General features: G+C 74.0%; 13 protein-coding genes. 8 read left to right on the top strand and 5 right to left on the bottom strand.

The window, feature by feature from the left end; genetic code table 11:
* Positions 1-54: 54 nt before the first annotated feature.
* Together ACIQCH_RS13785 and ACIQCH_RS13780 are read right to left on the bottom strand one after the other, a co-directional pair.
* On the bottom strand, positions 55-717 hold the full coding sequence (locus ACIQCH_RS13785) for a TetR/AcrR family transcriptional regulator (RefSeq protein WP_402580878.1): 663 nt from the start codon (positions 715-717) through the stop codon (positions 55-57).
* 126 nt (positions 718-843) lie between these two features.
* On the bottom strand, positions 844-2,955 hold the full coding sequence (locus ACIQCH_RS13780; RefSeq protein ID WP_402580877.1) for a discoidin domain-containing protein: 2,112 nt from the start codon (positions 2,953-2,955) through the stop codon (positions 844-846).
* 400 nt (positions 2,956-3,355) lie between these two features.
* On the opposite strand from ACIQCH_RS13780, the gene ACIQCH_RS13775 reads away from it, so the two are divergent.
* Both ACIQCH_RS13775 and ACIQCH_RS13770 read left to right on the top strand, forming a co-directional pair.
* Entirely contained in the window at positions 3,356-3,574 is a 219-nt protein-coding gene (locus ACIQCH_RS13775) for a hypothetical protein (RefSeq protein WP_402580876.1), read from the top strand.
* 137 nt (positions 3,575-3,711) lie between these two features.
* Positions 3,712-5,157, top strand: a complete 1,446-nt coding sequence (locus ACIQCH_RS13770) for a glyceraldehyde-3-phosphate dehydrogenase (protein WP_402580875.1) — start codon at positions 3,712-3,714, stop codon at positions 5,155-5,157.
* Positions 5,158-5,367: 210 nt separating this feature from the next.
* Here the strand turns inward: ACIQCH_RS13770 and ACIQCH_RS13765 are convergent, their stop codons facing one another.
* Together ACIQCH_RS13765 and ACIQCH_RS13760 are read right to left on the bottom strand one after the other, a co-directional pair.
* Complete coding sequence (locus tag ACIQCH_RS13765; RefSeq protein ID WP_402580874.1) at positions 5,368-6,072, bottom strand: response regulator; 705 nt, start codon at positions 6,070-6,072, stop codon at positions 5,368-5,370.
* A complete protein-coding gene (locus ACIQCH_RS13760) occupies positions 6,069-7,259 on the bottom strand; it encodes a sensor histidine kinase (RefSeq protein ID WP_402580873.1) in 1,191 nt (396 codons plus the stop codon). The genes ACIQCH_RS13765 and ACIQCH_RS13760 overlap by 4 nt, the downstream gene beginning before the upstream one ends.
* A gap of 267 nt (positions 7,260-7,526) precedes the next feature.
* On the opposite strand from ACIQCH_RS13760, the gene ACIQCH_RS13755 reads away from it, so the two are divergent.
* Entirely contained in the window at positions 7,527-9,743 is a 2,217-nt protein-coding gene (locus tag ACIQCH_RS13755) for an MMPL family transporter (RefSeq protein WP_402580872.1), read from the top strand.
* A 252-nt stretch (positions 9,744-9,995) separates the two neighbouring features.
* On the opposite strand, the gene ACIQCH_RS13750 is transcribed toward ACIQCH_RS13755, so the two are convergent.
* Positions 9,996-10,499, bottom strand: a complete 504-nt coding sequence (locus ACIQCH_RS13750) for an NUDIX domain-containing protein (RefSeq protein ID WP_402580871.1) — start codon at positions 10,497-10,499, stop codon at positions 9,996-9,998.
* 169 nt (positions 10,500-10,668) lie between these two features.
* Between ACIQCH_RS13750 and ACIQCH_RS13745 the strand changes: the two genes are divergently transcribed.
* The 5 genes from ACIQCH_RS13745 (at position 10,669) to ACIQCH_RS13725 (ending at position 15,864) form a co-directional block, all read left to right on the top strand.
* Positions 10,669-11,124 carry a hypothetical protein gene (locus ACIQCH_RS13745; RefSeq protein ID WP_402580870.1) on the top strand — a complete coding sequence of 152 codons (456 nt, stop codon included), beginning with the start codon at positions 10,669-10,671 and terminating at the stop codon, positions 11,122-11,124.
* Between the two features lie 133 nt (positions 11,125-11,257).
* Entirely contained in the window at positions 11,258-11,872 is a 615-nt protein-coding gene (locus ACIQCH_RS13740; RefSeq protein ID WP_402580869.1) for a dihydrofolate reductase family protein, read from the top strand.
* Positions 11,873-12,070: 198 nt separating this feature from the next.
* Complete coding sequence (locus ACIQCH_RS13735; protein WP_402580868.1) at positions 12,071-13,309, top strand: FAD-dependent monooxygenase; 1,239 nt, start codon at positions 12,071-12,073, stop codon at positions 13,307-13,309.
* A 115-nt stretch (positions 13,310-13,424) separates the two neighbouring features.
* Positions 13,425-14,000: a PadR family transcriptional regulator gene (locus ACIQCH_RS13730; RefSeq protein WP_402580867.1), complete on the top strand. Its 576-nt coding sequence runs from the start codon at positions 13,425-13,427 to the stop codon at positions 13,998-14,000.
* A gap of 133 nt (positions 14,001-14,133) precedes the next feature.
* Positions 14,134-15,864 (top strand): acyl-CoA dehydrogenase family protein, encoded by a 1,731-nt coding sequence (locus ACIQCH_RS13725; RefSeq protein ID WP_402580866.1) that lies wholly within the window; start codon positions 14,134-14,136, stop codon positions 15,862-15,864.
* Positions 15,865-15,902: the final 38 nt, after the last annotated feature.

Genomic DNA, 15,902 nt, shown 5'->3' with positions numbered 1-15,902 from the left:
AGGGTGAGAAAAGCGGTTCGCGGTCGCGTACCGCTGGCCCGAGCCTACGCAAGATCACCGACAGCGTGCCGACCCGACCCCCTCCGCCCCCGCCGCCCCGGCCCCCGCCGCCCCGGCCCCCGGTCCCTCGTCGACCAGCCCCACGACGTGGTCCGTGATCGTGTCGAGCAGGTCCGCCGCGGCCGCCGCGTCCCCGAGGACCAGGAAGTTCAGCGTCAGCCCGTCGGTCATGGCCGCCAGGTAGCGGGCCAGCTGCTCGACGGGCACCCGGGGCACGAAGCCCGTCGCCGCCCGCAGTTCCTCGATCAGCTCGCGGAACGTCGCGGAGTACATCTCGTACTGACGGCGTGCCAGGTGGCCGAGCCCGGGACGGCGCAGGGCGTACTGGGTCAGCTCATATGTGAGCATATGCTCGCCCGGACGGGCGCAGACGTGGTCCCAGTACGCCTGGAACCCGGCGCGGATCGTCTCGCGGAGGGTGCCGCGGGGGCGCAGGGCCTGGCGCACCACCGCGATGTAGTGCTCGGTGATGGCCTCGATGACGGACTCCAGGAGCGCTTCCTTGGACTCGAAGCAGTAGTGGAAGACGCTGAGCGACACGCCCGCCTCGGCGGCGATCGACCGGGTGGTCGTGTTCGGGACCCCGTCGCGGGTCATCGCGCGGATCGCCGCCTCGGTCAGCTGCCGGCGCCGCTCGGCCGAGGGCATGCGTGCCATGTCGTGGTCCCTTCGCTGTCGTTCCCGTGCCCGCCGACCGCGCCGTGGCCCCGTACGAAGCGGCCGGGGCCGGCCGGATCCAAGGTGCTGATCCGGCCGGCCCCGGCCCAGGGTCTCGCGGCGGCGTCAGTCGCTGTAGACGCCCACGTCGTAGAGGGAGTAGCCCCACCCGGTGCCGCGCGTCACCCCGTGCACCCGCAGGTAGCGGGCCGGGGTACCGGCGAACCGGACCGTGTCGAGGCCTCCGTCGCCCTCGGAAGTGGACCATACCGTCTGCCAGTTCGAGCCGTCCGTGGACAGCTCGATCCGGTACCCGCGCCCGTATGCCCGCTCCCAGTCGAGCACGACCTTCTTGACGAGCTGCGTGGAGCCGAGGTCGAGCCGGAGCCACTGGTCGTCGCTCCACTCGCTGGCCCAGCGGGTGCCCCGGTCGCCGTCCACGGCCCGGCCGGGCGCGTAGCTCACGAACGGGTTCCACCACTCCGTGGAGGAGGCCGCGGCCGGGGCGCCGGCCGCCAGGTCGACCCCGGCCCGGTGGTGCTCCGAGGCCCCCCACGTCCCGAGGTAGGACTCGGCGCCCTTCATCAGGTCGTCGACCACGTCCTGGCCGCCGGTGACCCGGATGTCCTCGATCCAGTCCGGCACCATGCCGTACTGGGCGCCGCCGTCGGTGTTGAAGTCCCAGGTGCGCTGGCCGGTGACCTGCCGGTCGAGCATCGACCCGCCGTCCGCGCTGCGGAACGGGTACGTGACCGGGTTGGCCGCGTTCGCCCCGCGCGGGGCCGGCCAGCCGCCGACGCCGTTCATGTCGGTGCCGACGCCGATCCCGACGTGGTACTTGTCGCGCAGCGGCTTGGTGCGGCGGGCCTCGGCGGTGAAGCCCCCGGAACCGCTCATGTACGAGCCGAGGAAGCCGCCGAGCTTGTAGAGCCGCTCGGTCCAGTCCATGTCCATCCAGCTGTGCGAGGAGATGACGCCGGGGTAGTTCTCCGACTCCAGGATGTCCAGGGACCGGCTCGCGGCCTTCACGCTCATGTGGTCGAGCTCGAGCATCATCTTGCGCTTCATCATCCCGCGCAGCGCGTACTCGCCGAGGTCGGTCAGGCCGCGGGAGTTGCACTGCGCACCGGCCGCGTACCCGGGGAACGCGACGCCCTCGGGCAGCCTCTTCACGGCCGCCGGCGCGGCGGCGGCGTTCAGGCCGATGGGGTTGTCGTGCTGCGGACCGGCGCACTCCTCCGTCTTCCAGAAGGTGCCGGTGGACAGGAACTGGCCGACGTTGATGGCCACCCCGAGCGCCCCGGAGTCGAAGCGCACGCCGCACAGGGCGTTGTCGAACTTGTGGCACAGGAACATGCTGCGCACACCCAGCCCGTACAGCTCGTCCAGGCCGCGGTCGATGTCGGCCTTGCTGCACTGCGCGACGTCGAGGATCTGCTTGCAGCCGAACGGCTCGGAGGTCTCGACGCCGAGGACGACGGCGAGCTTGCCCTGCTTGATGACCTCACGGGCCTGCGCGGAGTCGGTGACGATGCGGAACCAGCCCTTGCCCGGGCCGCCGTACATCTTGTCGATGTAGTCCTGCATCTCGTAGGTCTTGCGCGCCTCCAGGCGGATGGCGGTCATCTCGTCGCAGGTGCGGTCCTTGAAGAAGTAGACCGAGCAGATGACCCCGTTGGTGACGAGGTCGTTGACGAGGACGCGCTGGCCGCCGCGCCACGCCCGCTCGACCCAGGCGTAGTACGTCTGGGTGTGGGTCAGCGAGTCGTGGGCGGGCCAGTCCTTGAACGTGGGCCAGCCGGCGGGGTCGTGCTTGCCGTCGCCACCCTTGGTGATCATGTCGAAGACGGCGAGGGAGCCGTCGGGGTAGTGCTCGGGGCAGTCCTTGAGGGCGTCGGCGATGCCGTCCTGGGAGAACGGCTTGCCGCAGATGAGACGGCCGCCGAAGCCCTCGTTGGACATCAGGTGGACGTGGTCGTCGACGAAGCCGCGCACCTTGCCGTCCGCGTCGGTGCCCTTGAACGGCTCGCCCGTGACGTTGATCTGCGAGTCGGGGGCGGGGCGGGCGGTGGGGTTCCACCAGCCCTCCTGGGTGGTGTCCGCGGACGAACTGGTGGCGGGGCCGAGGAGTACGGCCACCACGGCGAGGATCACCGACAGGACGGCCGCCGGCCGCCTGGTCGAACGGGAGCGGGCGCCCCTCGGGCGCGGGGGCGCCGGGCGCGGGTGTGGGGTCATGGGTACGTCCATGTCTTCGGGCGGTGGGGACGCTCTGCGGCATTGCGGGGTACGGCGGTGCGGCGGTACGGGCAGTGCGGCGGTGCTGCGCGGACGCGGGGCGCTGCCGTGCGTCGTGTGACGCGACAGGCCTTCTTGACATGTCCGCGCTCATAGATCCGCTCCGAGAATCGCTACTGGCGCGTAAAGAGTCAAGGGTCCGGGACGCTTGACCTGATGCCCCGTCGGATCCGCTCCGCGCGCGGTCGAGTGCGGCCCGACCGTCCGTCCGAGAGATGAGCCCCCGCACCGGCGTCACCCGTCTCGGGTGGCGCCGGGATCCACCCCCGGGGGCTCGCCGGGCGGGGTCCCGGCACCGGATGCCGGCTGGCGTTCCACCGGTACGACGAGGGGTTCCCCCGTGGGAAGGGCCCAGGTCGCGGCCGTGCTGACCGTGTTCGCCACCGCGGTCGCGGGGGCGGTGACGGGCATGGCCCCCACCCCCTCCTGGGAAGCCATGGGCCCCTACCTGAAGGCGTTGCGCGACGGTACCCGCTCCGACGCCGACGAGGACGGCGGCCGACCCGGACGCGGAACCGCCGTGGCCCCCACGACCCGCGCCACCGTCCTCGCCCCCTGACGCGCACCGCCGGCCCCCCTTCAAACGAGGACAAGCCCGGGCGAAGCCTGTGACGTATCGCTCGGTGGACACCCCTTGATCGATCAAATATGGGAGGGGTTAGCATATGAGCGCCGCCTAGCTCGAAAGATAATCCTGTGACTGTCAACGACGACTCGTTCACCAACTGGAAGACCCGCGAGGAGATCGCGGAGTCGATGATCCCGATCATCGGGAAGCTGCAGCGCGAGCGGGACGTCACCGTCCTGCTGCACAGCCGCTCCTTGGTGAACAAGTCGGTGGTCAGCATCCTCAAGACCCACCGCTTCGCCCGGCAGATCGCCGGTGAGGAGCTCTCGGTCACCGAGACGATGCCGTTCCTGCAGGCCCTCACCACCCTCGACCTGGGCCCGTCCCAGATCGACCTGGGCATGCTCGCCGCCACGTACAAGGCCGACGACCGCGGTCTGTCGGTGGAGGAGTTCACCGCCGAGGCCGTCGCCGGCGCCACCGGTGAGAACAAGATCGAGCGCGGCGCGCCGCGCGACGTGGTCCTCTACGGCTTCGGCCGCATCGGCCGCCTCGTCGCCCGCCTCCTGATCGAGAAGGCCGGCTCCGGCAACGGTCTGCGCCTGCGCGCCATCGTCGTGCGCGGTGGCGGCGACGCCGACCTCGTCAAGCGCGCCTCGCTGCTGCGCCGCGACTCGATCCACGGCCAGTTCAACGGCACGATCACGGTCGACGAGGCCAACAGCACGATCGTCGCCAACGGCAACGCGATCAAGGTGATCTACGCCAACGACCCGTCCGAGGTCGACTACACGGCGTACGGCATCAAGGACGCCATCCTCATCGACAACACCGGCAAGTGGCGCGACCGCGAGGGTCTCTCCAAGCACCTGCGCCCCGGTATCGAGAAGGTCGTCCTGACCGCCCCGGGCAAGGGCGACGTCCCGAACATCGTCCACGGCGTCAACCACGACATGATCAAGCCGGACGAGCAGATCATCTCCTGCGCGTCCTGCACGACCAACGCCATCGTCCCGCCGCTGAAGGCCATGGACGACGAGTACGGCGTGCTGCGCGGTCACGTGGAGACCGTCCACTCGTTCACGAACGACCAGAACCTGCTGGACAACTACCACAAGGCCGACCGTCGCGGCCGTTCCGCGCCGCTCAACATGGTGATCACCGAGACCGGTGCCGCCTCCGCCGTCGCCAAGGCGCTGCCGGACCTCAAGGCGCCCATCACCGGCAGCTCGATCCGCGTCCCCGTCCCGGACGTCTCGATCGCCATCCTGAGCCTGCGCCTGGGCCGCGAGACCACCCGCGAAGAGGTCCTCGAGTACCTCCGCGACGTCTCGCTGAACTCGCCGCTGAAGCGTCAGATCGACTTCACCACGGCCCCCGACGCCGTCTCGATGGACTTCGTCGGCTCGCGCCACGCCTCCATCGTCGACGCCGGCGCCACCAAGGTCGACGGCGACAACGCGATCCTCTACCTCTGGTACGACAACGAGTTCGGCTACTCGTGCCAGGTCATCCGCGTCGTCCAGCACGTCTCGGGTGTCGAGTACCCGACCTTCCCGGCCCCGCGGGCCTGAACCGGTCGTGCCGTCCCCGTGACGGCGTAGCGCAGGGCGTCCGGCCCGGGCTCCGTGCCCGGGCCGGACGCCTTTCGCGTTCCCGCGCCCGCTCGGCCGCTCACCGCGGACGCCCCGCCGCTCCCCGTGGCCGCTCACCGCGGACGCCCCGCCGCTCCCCGTGGACGCTCCCCGGGGACGCCCCGCCGCTCCCGGGGGCGGTCCGACCCGTCAGCGGCCGCCGCCCGGCGCGACCAGCCCCGTCTCGTACGCCGCGATCACGGCCTGGGCGCGGTCGCGCACCCCGAGCTTGGCGAACACGCCGGTGATGTGGTTCTTCACCGTCGAGGGGCTGATGTCCAGCGCCGCGGCGATCTCCGCGTTGTCGAGGCCGGTCGCGATCAGGCGCCACACCTCCGCCTCCCGCTGCGTGAGGTCCCCGGGCGCCGCTGCGGACCGCGGCCCGGGAGGGTGCGGGGTGCGCACGTACGCGGAGATGAGCCGGGTCAGCAGCCGCGGCGCGACGGCGGCCTCACCGGTGTGCACCACCCGCACCGCCGCGACCAGGTCCTCCGGCGAGACGTCCTTCGGGAGGAAGCCGCAGGCGCCGGCGCGCAGAGCGGCGACCACGTACTCGTCCATGTCGAAGGTGCTCAGCGCGAGCACCCGGCAGCCGGGCAGCTCCCGGGCGAGCCGTTCGGTGGCGGCGACCCCGTCCAGCACCGGCATCCGGATGTCCATGACGACCACGTCCGGACGGAGCCGGTGCGCGAGCTCCACGGCCTCCGCCCCGTCGGCCGCCTCCCCGACCACCTCGAACGCCGGGTCGGGCGTGAGGATCAGGGCCAGGCCGCGGCGCACCAGCGGCTGGTCGTCGGCGATCAGCACCCGGACCCGCGCCCCGCCGGCGCGCCGGTCCGAAGGTCCCCCGCTCACGACGCCCTCCCGTCCGCGAGTGCCAGCGGCAGCCGCGCGGCCACCCTGAACCCGCCCCCGGCCACCGGCCCGGCGTCGAGGGTCCCGCCGTGCAGGGCGACCCGCTCCCGCATGCCGACCAGCCCGTACCCCGACCCGCCGGCCCGCTCCCGGGCCGTGCCGGTCGCGGATCCGGCGGCGCCGGGGCCCGCTGCCCGGCCGTCGTCCGCCACGTCCACCCGCACCTCCGCGGCGCCGTACGCCAGCACCACGGACGTCCGCGCCCCGCCCGCGTACCTGCGCGCGTTCGTCAGCGCCTCCTGCACGATCCGGAACACCGCCAGCCCCACGCTCGGCGGCAGTGCGCGCTCCTCGCCCCGTACGTCGAACGAGGTCGGCAGGCCCGCCCGGCAGGACTCGGCGACGATGCGCGGCAGGTCCCCGATCCCGGGCTGCGGGGCGTCGATCCGGGGCCCCGGCGCGGCCGGCCCGGGCGCGCCCCCGGCCAGGGACTCCGGCTCGTCCCCGGCCCGCAGGACGTCCAGCAGCTGCCGCATCTCCCGCAGTGCCATCCGCCCGGAGCCCTCCAGCTCCACCAGCGCCTCCCGCACCACCTCGGGGTCGCCGGCCAGATTGGCCCGGGCGCCGCCCGCCATCAGCTGCATGGTGGTGATGTGGTGCGCGACGATGTCGTGCAGCTCGCGGGCGATGCGCCGGCGCTCGGCGGCGACCGCGCGGTCGGCGAGCAGCCGGCGGTGGGCCTCCGCGTCGCGCTGCCAGCGGTTCACCACGAGCGCCGCGCAGACGACCAGGACCGCCGCGGCGGCGCCGGCCGCCACGTCGACCAGCGGCGGCGGCCACCGCGTCAGCCCGACCAGCGGTACGGCCGCGCTCGCGAGGCCCGCCCCCACCGCGACCGCCGGGCCCCGGGAACGCACGACGGTGTACAGGGCGACGACCACGGCGGCGTTGAAGTGCTGGGCCATCGGCACGTTCAGGTTGAGCACCAGCCCGGCCAGCAGGACGGCGCCCAGTACGGGCAGCGGGGCGCGGCGCCGGGCCAGCAGCGGCAGCGCCGAGACCGCCATGAGCAGGCAGCCGACGGCGGGCACGCGCCCGAAGTCGCTCTGGCTGCCGAGTGCGAAGCCGGTCAGGTCGACGGCCGCGGCCCCGACCGCGACCAGCGCGTCGTTGCGCGTCCACGGCATCGTCCCTCGTCCCCCTCACGGCCCGCCCGGTGATCCATTCTCACACCGCGCCGCCGTGCGCGTCCCCCGCCCCCGGGCCCGTCCCCGTCTGGGAGCACGGTCCTGGTCGGCGGCTCGGCCGGGCCCGCGCTCCCACCCGCGATCTCGTTCCCGGCCCCGACGATCCGACCCGTCCGCGCTGATGAGCTGGACAGCGGCCGGGGGAGACCCGGCCCGGCCCCGGGACGGACCCGGCGCCGACCGCACCCCACCGCCGGAGGCCCCTCCGTGATCCGCGCCCTGACCGCGTTCGCCACCCGCAACCCATGGCGGGTGATCGCCCTGTGGGCGGTGCTCGGCATCGCCCTGACCATCCTCGGCCAGGCACTCGTCCCGCGCGTCACCCGGAGCGCCGGCGCCGACTTCCTGCCCCGTACGTACGACTCGGCCGCCGCGCTGCGCATCGCGCAGGACCGCTTCGGCGTGGAGCCCGACGCCGACACGGTCACGGTGCTGGTCGCCCGGCCCGACGGCCGGCCCCTGACCACCGCCGACCACGGCCGGATACGGGCGGCCGCCGCGCACCTCGGCAGCCGGCGGGTGCCGATGCCGACGTCCGAGGACCGGCCGTCCCTCCTGGCCCTGGACCACTCCCAGACCCCGAAGGTCCGCCCCGCCATGACCGCCCCCGACGGCAGCTTCGACCTGCTCGCCGTCCAATTGCGGGGCAACACCGCCGACCCCGGCCTGCACGACCTCTACCGGGCCTTCCGTGACCGGGCGGAGGCGGAGTTCGACGCCGTCGGGCTGCGCGCCGGCTTCACCGGCGGCCTGGCCGACGTCGTCGACACTGCCGACGCGGAGGAGCCGACGCGGCTGGTCGTCGGGCTGGTCATGACCGGCCTGATCGTGCTGATCCACGTCCTGGTGTTCCGCAGCCTGCTCGCCGCCTTCGTCCCGCTGCTCGCGGTCTCCGTCATCGGCGGCGCCGCCACCGGCGCCGTCGTCGGCACCGCCCTGCTCACCGGCATCCGGCTCGACACCTCCACCCCCGGCCTCATCGGGGTGGTCCTCATCGGCATCGGCGTGGACTACCTGCTCTTCCTCCTCTTCCGCTTCCGCGAGGAGCTGCGGGCCCGTCCCGAGCTGCCGCCGCGCCGGGTGGCCGCCGACGTCAGCCGTCGCGTCGGCACCGCGATCACCTCCGCGGCCCTGACCATCGTGGCGGCCTTCGCCACCCTGGGCGTCGCGACCTTCGGCCAGTTCCGGGTCCTCGGCCCCGCCGTCGCGGTGTCGGTCCTCGTCATGCTGCTGGCCGCACTGACCCTGATGCCGGCGCTGCTGGCGGTCAGCGGCCGCCGCATGTTCTGGCCCTCCCGGGCGCTGACCCGCGCACCCCGCGCCGGCGCCGCCGCCACCCTCGCCACGCTCGTGGCCCGCCGACCGCTCGCCCTGCTGCTCGCCTCCGTCGCCCTGCTGGGTGCGCTGGCGGCCGGACTGCACGGCGTGCGCATGGACTTCGGCGGGCCCGGCGGCGGTCGCGGCACCCCGGCCGCCGCCACCGCGGCCGAGATCGCGCGGGCACTGCCCGCCGGCGTGTCCGACCCCGCGACCGTGTACGTCACCGCGCCGGACGGGCGCCGCCTGACCCCGGCCGCGCTCGGGGACCTCCCCGGCGCCCTGGCCCGGGTCGGGGGAGTGGGCCGGGTCGGCACCCCGGTGCTGAACGCGGACCGCACGGCCGCCCGCATCGACCTGTACCTCACCGCCGACACGCGGACGCAGCGGGCCCGCGACGTCGTCTCCGGTCCGGTCCGGGCCACCGTTGCGGCCCGGACCCCGGCGGGCCTGGTCGCCCACGTCGGCGGCACCGCCGCCGTGTTCGCCGACGTCGCCACCGCCGTCGACCACGACCTGCGGCGGGTGTTCCCGGTCGCGGCCGCCCTGATCGCCCTGATCCTGCTCGTCCTGCTGCGCAGCCTGCTCGCGCCGGCGGTCCTCATGGTCTGCGTCGGCCTGGGCTTCGCCGCCACGCTCGGCGCGTCCGCCCTCGTCTTCCAGCACCTGGGCGGGCAGCCGGGCGTCGACTTCGTCCTGCCGCTGGTGCTGTTCCTCTTCGTGGTGGCCCTCGGCACCGACTACAACATCCTCGTCAGCGACCGGATCCGCGAGGAGATGGCCCGGCCCGGCCCGGCGCGCGCGGCCGTGGCCCGCGCCGTCCGGCACACCGTCCCGGCCGTCGCCACCGCCGGCGTCGTCCTGGCGGCCTCCTTCGGCAGCCTCGCCGTCGACGCCGCCCCCGCCACGCGGCAGATCGGCTTCGCGACCGGACTGGGCATCCTGCTGTCGGCGTTCGTCCTCTCGTCCGTCCTGGTGCCGGCCGCGGCCGCGTTGTTGGGGCGGGGGCTGTGGTGGCCGGTGAGGCCGGTGGGTGCGGTTGGTCCGGTCAGTTCGGCGGGTTCGGTACCGGGAGGTCGGGCCGGGTCCCCGGTCGGCGGGAGGTGAGGCGAGGGGGCTTCGAAGGCCGTCCGGGGTCGGGGGCGGGCTCGCTTCGGGGGCGGGTCCCGTGGTGTGCGGGTCCCCTCGCCGCTTGACGGACCGTGGCCTGCGGGCCCTGCGGCAGGCCCACCCCTGGGGCTTCGGGGCTTCGCCCTGGCCTTCGGCCACCCCAGGCCCGGGCCCGCCTCCGGACCAGCCTGCCACGGTCCGTCAAGCGGCTCCCCCACACACCCCGGGACCCACCGGGCACTGTTGGGCTCACGGGCCCCAGTCCCAGGTGTCGAAGTACCCGGGCGTGCCGCTGCGCCGTGCGGCCATGACGGCCTCGAGGCGCGCGAAGTCCCGCTCGGGCATGTGGCCGCGCCACTCCTCGACGGTCAGGACCCGCACGGCGTCGTGCTCCGCCGGGTCCAGGGTGATGGCCTCGATCCGGGCGGGGGACAGGCGGCCGCCGTCGAAGACGAAGCCGACCGTGGCGTACGGCCACTCCGCCCCCGGCAGCCCGAAGACGGTGGCCAGCAGCCGGGGCGGCCCGCCGAACTCCAGCCCCGTCTCCTCGCGGCACTCCCGCACCGCCGTCTCCCACGGCCGCTCGCCCGGGTCCATGGTCCCGCCCGGCCACTGCCACGGGTGGATGCGCGAATAGGTCGCGCGCAGCTGCACCGGGCGATCGTGCTCGTCCGTGAAGAACAGGCAGGCGAAGGCGGTGGCCTTCAAGACGGTCTCGGCGTACTGCTCGGGCGGCAGCCACACCTTGTTCATCGTCCCCTCCGCTCCCTTCGTCGTCGTTCGCTCCCGGCCCCCTACCCGTCCCGTCGTACGCCAGGCCTGCGTCCGGGGCTCGGTGGCACTCGGCGGGAGCGTGCGCGGCGTGCGCGGTGGTACGGGGGGCGTGCGCGCCGCGGGTGGCCGATGGGGGATGATCAGTGGTATGGACCACTCCTCCCCGCCGACCACCCAGGCCGCGGTCACCGCCGTGCGCGCGCTCGCGGACGCGTACGGCCGCACGGTCACGGTCGTCGACGACATCGGCGCGGACCGGACCTCCCGGCGCACGTCGGCCCCGCTGTTCACCGCCGTGGACGCCGACGGCTCGCTGCCGCACGAGGCCTTCGTGGAGCTGGCCGGCAGCCCGGCCGTGAGCATCCGGCTCTTCCCCGAGGGAGACACGCTGGTCACCGTGGAGGGCGTCGAGTTCCACGACCTTCCCCGGGAGGCCGTCCCCGCGTTCCTGCGCTCCGTACTGGGCGGCCTGGCGCACGTGAAGGGACGGTTCTTCCCGCCCGGGTACCGGCTGGTCGTCCCGCTGCCGGGCGACCGGACGTACACGGAGGCGGTCACGGGCGTGGCCCTGACCCCGTGGCTCTCGCGCGCGTTCCGCGACTGACGGCGGTTCGGGGTCCGGGCGCCCCGGTGCCGGGGCGTCGTCCGGGATCCGGCCGCCGGATCGCCTTGGATGGGGACGACGCCCGCGGACGCCCCCGCGGGCCCGCGACGGCCCGACCCCCGAAAGGCCCGGCATGAGGAAGATCAAGGCGCAGCTGTTCATCTCGCTCGACGGCGTCGTCGAGGCCCCCGACCAGTGGCACTTCCCGTACTTCAACGACGAGATGGGGGCGGCGGTCGACGCCACCCTCGGGCAGGCCGACACGCTGCTGCTCGGACGCCGGACGTACGACAGCTTCGCCGGCGCCTGGCCGGGACGCGAGGCGGCCGGCGGCGAGGACGCCCCGTTCGCGAAGGTCCTCGGCGACGCCCGCAAGATCGTCGTGTCGAACCGCCGGCTCGACTTCACCTGGCGCAACTCCGAGCAGGCCGACGGCGGCCCCGCCGAGGCGGCAGCCGCCCTCAGGGCGGAGCCCGACACCGGCGCGCCCGTCTGGATCAGCGGTTCCGTGTCGGTGGTCCGCCACCTGCTCGCCGCCGGCCTCCTCGACGAACTGAACCTCCTGGTCCACCCGATCGCCGTCCGCAAGGGCATGCGCCTGTTCGAGGAGGCGGACGCGTCCGTCCCGCTGGAGTTGCTGTCCTGCGAGACGTTCCGGACCGGCGTGCTGAACCTGTTCTACGCCCCGGCCGCCGGCCCCGGCGCCGGCACGTACGAGGACGCGAAGACCCACCTGCCCCAGCACTGACCGCCCGGCCGTGCCGCCGGGTCCGCAGGGGCGGTTCCCGGCCTCATCCGCCGCCCCGGGGTACCGAACTCGGCCGTTCCGCGCGTTCTCCTTCCCGGTCCGGACACGTCCGGCAGGATGGCGCCGGTGGCACCGGAGACGACACCCGGGACGGCGCGGGCCGCGCGGAACCGGGCCGGCGGGCGAGAAGGAGCGGCGATGCGGGGCGGCGGTACGGTCGCGGTGGTCGGCGGGAGCATTGCGGGCTGCGCGTTCGCGGCAGCGGCGGCGCGCGCGGGCGCGGACCGGGTGGTGGTCCTCGAACGCACCCGCGGACAGCTGGCCGACCGGGGCGTCGGCCTGTGCGTCCACAACGACCGGGCCGCCGAACTCGCGGCCGCCGGCGCCCTACCCCCGGGCATCGCCGCCCACCCGCTGACCCGGCGCCGCTGGGTGGTGCGCGACGGCGCGACGGCCGCCGGGAAGCTGTTCTGGGAGCAGCCGTTCCCCTTCCACTCCTACCACTGGGGACTGCTCTGGCGCGGGCTGCGGGAGGCGACGCCCGCGTCGGTGGTCTACCGGCAGGGCGCCGCGGTCGCCGGCGTCACGGTCCCGGCCGGACCGGGCGACGACCCCCGGCCCGAGGTCAGGCTGACCGACGGCACCTCCGAACGCCACGACCTGGTCATCGGTGCCGACGGATACCGCTCCGTCGTCCGCGATGCCGTCAGCGCCGGCTCCCGGCCCCGCTACGCCGGTTACGTCTGCTGGCGGGGCAACTTCGACGCCCGGCTGCTGGACGGCCTCGGCGAGGACGTGTGGCCCTCCGACGCGGTCACCACCGTCTGTTTCCCCGGCGGCAGTTGCGTCGTCTACCGCATCCCGGGCCCGGACGGCACGCGCGTCAACTGGGTCCTGTACGCCGTGCCCCCGCAGGACGGCGCGCTGCGCTTCGACGACCCCACGAGCTTCCCGCCCGGCCACCTCACCCCGGGCCTCGCGGAGGGCCTCGCGGAGCTGCTGGACCGCGCGTTCCCGCCGTACTGGGGCCGGCTGCTCGCCCTGACCGCCCCCGCGGACACCTTCGTCCAGCCCATCTACGACCTGGAGGTCCCCCGGACCGCCGCCGGACGCGTGCTCCTCGCGGGCGACGCCGCCACCGTGGTGCGCCCGCACAACACCAGCGGCGCGGCCAAGGCACTGCAGGACGCGACCGCGTTCGGCGCGGCGTGGCGCACCGCCGCCTCCTGGGACGACCTCGTCGCGGAGTACCGGGCGGCGCGCGGGCCGGCCGGCCGCGAACTGGTCGCCCTCGCCCGCCGGTTGGGCCGCGCCCAGGTCGAGGAGACCCCCGACTGGACGGCGATGGACCCGGGCCGCGCCGAGGTCTGGTGGCAGGAGGTGCTGGCCGGCGCGGCGGACATCGGCGGCCAGTCCCTGACCGGAGGTCGTCCCTAGGGGGCGTCCGGCAGCCCCCGGCATCGGGCCGGGCGGGGCCCGCGCCGGGGTGAGCCGTGTCTCACCCGGCGGCCGACGCTTGTCTATGCAACGAGTTGCATAGAAGGATCGGGGCATGGCGCTCGACCACGCGATCCTCGTGTCCCTCCTGGAGAAGCCCGGCTCCGGCTACGAGCTGGCCCGCCGCTTCGAGCGGTCCATCGGATACTTCTGGACCGCCACGCACCAGCAGATCTACCGGGTGCTCAAGCGCATGGAGACCGAGGGCCTGCTGGTCGTCCGCGACGTCCCGCAGCAGGGCCGGCCGGACAAGAAGGAGTACTCCGTGGCGGGCCCCGGCCGCGCCGCCCTGTCCCGCTGGCTGCACGAGCCGATCGAACCCGAGAGCCTGCGCCACGACCTCGCCGTCAAGATCCGCGGCGCGGCCTTCGACGACCCGGCCGCCCTCGTCCGCGAGGTCGAACGGCACCGCCGGGTGCACGGCGACCGGCTCGCGCACTACCTCGCCGGCGAGCGGCGCGACTTCACCGGACCCGAGGTCCCCGCGCCGCTCGACGCCGGCCAGGAACTCCAGCACGTCGTCCTGCGCGGCGGCATCGCGTACGAGCGCATGACGATCGCCTGGCTCGACGACGTCCTCGCCACCCTGCACCGGCTGGCCGACGGCCTCCCGCCGGCGCCCACCGCGTAGCCGCACCCGTCCACGGACCCCGAGCGCCCGCGGACGAGGCCGGGCCCCCGCCCGCGCGGGCCCGCCCGCCGCCGCGCACGCACCCCCACGGACCTCCCATCCCACCCCTCGACCGACGGAAGGCGGACCTCCCATGGCCGACCCGCTCCTCTTCAACCCGCGCACCTACGACCCGGCGCACTTCGACCCCGAGACCCGCCGGCTGCTGCGCGCCACCGTGGACTGGTTCGAGCAGCGCGGCAAGCGGCAGCTGATCCAGGACTACCGCGACCGCGCCTGGCTGGCCGACTTCCTCGCCTTCGCCGCCAAGGAGGGGCTGTTCGCCACCTTCCTGACCCCCGCCTCCGCCGCGGCCCCCGGCCAGGACGACCTGCGCTGGGACACCGCCCGGATCGCCGCCCTCAACGAGGTCTTCGGCTTCTACGGCCTCGACTACTGGTACGCCTGGCAGGTCACCATCCTCGGCCTCGGCCCGGTCTGGCAGAGCGAGAACGCCGCCGCCCGCACCCGCGCGGCCGAACTCCTCTCCCAGGGCGAGGTCTTCGCCTTCGGCCTGTCCGAGAAGACCCACGGCGCCGACATCTACTCCACCGACATGCTGCTGGAGCCGTCCGCCGACGGTACCGGCGGCTTCCGCGCCACCGGTTCCAAGTACTACATCGGCAACGGCAACGCCGCCGGCCTCGTCTCCGTCTTCGGCCGCCGCACCGACGTCGAGGGCCCCGACGGGTACGTCTTCTTCGCCGCCGACAGCCGCCACCCGGCGTACCACCTCGTGAAGAACGTCGTCGACTCCTCCAAGTACGTCAGCGAGTTCCGCCTGGAGGACTACCCGGTCGCCGCCGAGGACGTCCTGCACACCGGGCGCGCCGCCTTCGACGCCGCCCTCAACACCGTCAACGTCGGCAAGTTCAACCTCTGCGCCGCCTCCATCGGCATCTGCGAGCACGCGATGTACGAGGCCGTCACCCACGCCCACAACCGCATCCTCTACGGCCGGCCCGTCACCGCCTTCCCGCACGTGCGCCGGGAGCTGGCCGACGCCTACGTCCGCCTCGTCGGCATGAAGCTGTTCAGCGACCGCGCCGTCGACTACTTCCGCTCCGCCGGCCCGGACGACCGCCGCTACCTCCTCTTCAACCCGATGACGAAGATGAAGGTGACCACGGAGGGCGAGAAGGTCATCGACCTCATGTGGGACGTCATCGCGGCCAAGGGCTTCGAGAAGGACAACTACTTCGCCCAGGCCGCCGTCGAGATCCGCGGGCTGCCCAAGCTCGAGGGCACGGTCCACGTCAACCTGGCCCTGATCCTCAAGTTCATGCGCAACCACCTCCTGGAGCCGGTCGAGTACCCGGCCGTGCCGACCCGCCTGGACGCGGCCGACGACGACTTCCTCTTCCGGCAGGGCCCGGCCCGCGGCCTGGGCTCCGTGCGCTTCCACGACTGGCGCCCGGCGTTCGACGCGTACGCCGAGCTGCCGAACGTCGCCCGGTTCCGCGAGCAGGCCGACGCGCTCTGCGAGTTCGTCACCACCACCGCCCCGGATGAGGCGCAGGGCCGCGACCTCGACTTCCTGCTCTCCGTCGGCCAGCTGTTCGCCCTGGTGGTGCACGCGCAGCTGATCCTGGAGCAGGCGCGCCTGACGGACCTGGACACGTCCGTGCTCGACGAGCTGTTCGCCGTCCTCGTCCGCGACTTCTCCGGCCACGCCGTCGAACTGCACGGCAAGGACTCCGCCACCGAGGCCCAGCAGCGCTGGGCGCTGGGCGCGGTCCGCCGCCCGGTCGTCGACGAGGCCCGCTCGGCGCGCGTCTGGGCCCGGGTCGAGGCGCTCTCCGGCGCCTACGAGATGGCCCAGTAGTCCGGGAGCGCTCCCGGTGCCGCCGCGTACGGTGAGCC

Origin of the sequence: Streptomyces sp. NPDC093225 (genome assembly GCF_044753805.1) — a bacterium.
GTDB lineage: Bacteria > Actinomycetota > Actinomycetes > Streptomycetales > Streptomycetaceae > Streptomyces.
This window is presented reverse-complemented; position numbering and strand designations above follow the sequence as displayed.

Bases quoted from the DNA above. Each gene is read 5' to 3' on its own strand.
- ACIQCH_RS13785 (WP_402580878.1), bottom strand. From the start codon at position 717: ATGGCACGCATGCCCTCGGCCGAGCGGCGCCGGCAGCTGACCGAGGCG.
- ACIQCH_RS13780 (WP_402580877.1), bottom strand. From the start codon at position 2,955: ATGACCCCACACCCGCGCCCGGCGCCCCCGCGCCCGAGGGGCGCCCGC.
- ACIQCH_RS13760 (WP_402580873.1), bottom strand. From the start codon at position 7,259: ATGCCGTGGACGCGCAACGACGCGCTGGTCGCGGTCGGGGCCGCGGCC.
- ACIQCH_RS13750 (WP_402580871.1), bottom strand. From the start codon at position 10,499: ATGAACAAGGTGTGGCTGCCGCCCGAGCAGTACGCCGAGACCGTCTTG.
- ACIQCH_RS13745 (WP_402580870.1), top strand. From the start codon at position 10,669: ATGGACCACTCCTCCCCGCCGACCACCCAGGCCGCGGTCACCGCCGTG.
- ACIQCH_RS13740 (WP_402580869.1), top strand. From the start codon at position 11,258: ATGAGGAAGATCAAGGCGCAGCTGTTCATCTCGCTCGACGGCGTCGTC.
- ACIQCH_RS13735 (WP_402580868.1), top strand. From the start codon at position 12,071: ATGCGGGGCGGCGGTACGGTCGCGGTGGTCGGCGGGAGCATTGCGGGC.
- ACIQCH_RS13730 (WP_402580867.1), top strand. From the start codon at position 13,425: ATGGCGCTCGACCACGCGATCCTCGTGTCCCTCCTGGAGAAGCCCGGC.
- ACIQCH_RS13725 (WP_402580866.1), top strand. From the start codon at position 14,134: ATGGCCGACCCGCTCCTCTTCAACCCGCGCACCTACGACCCGGCGCAC.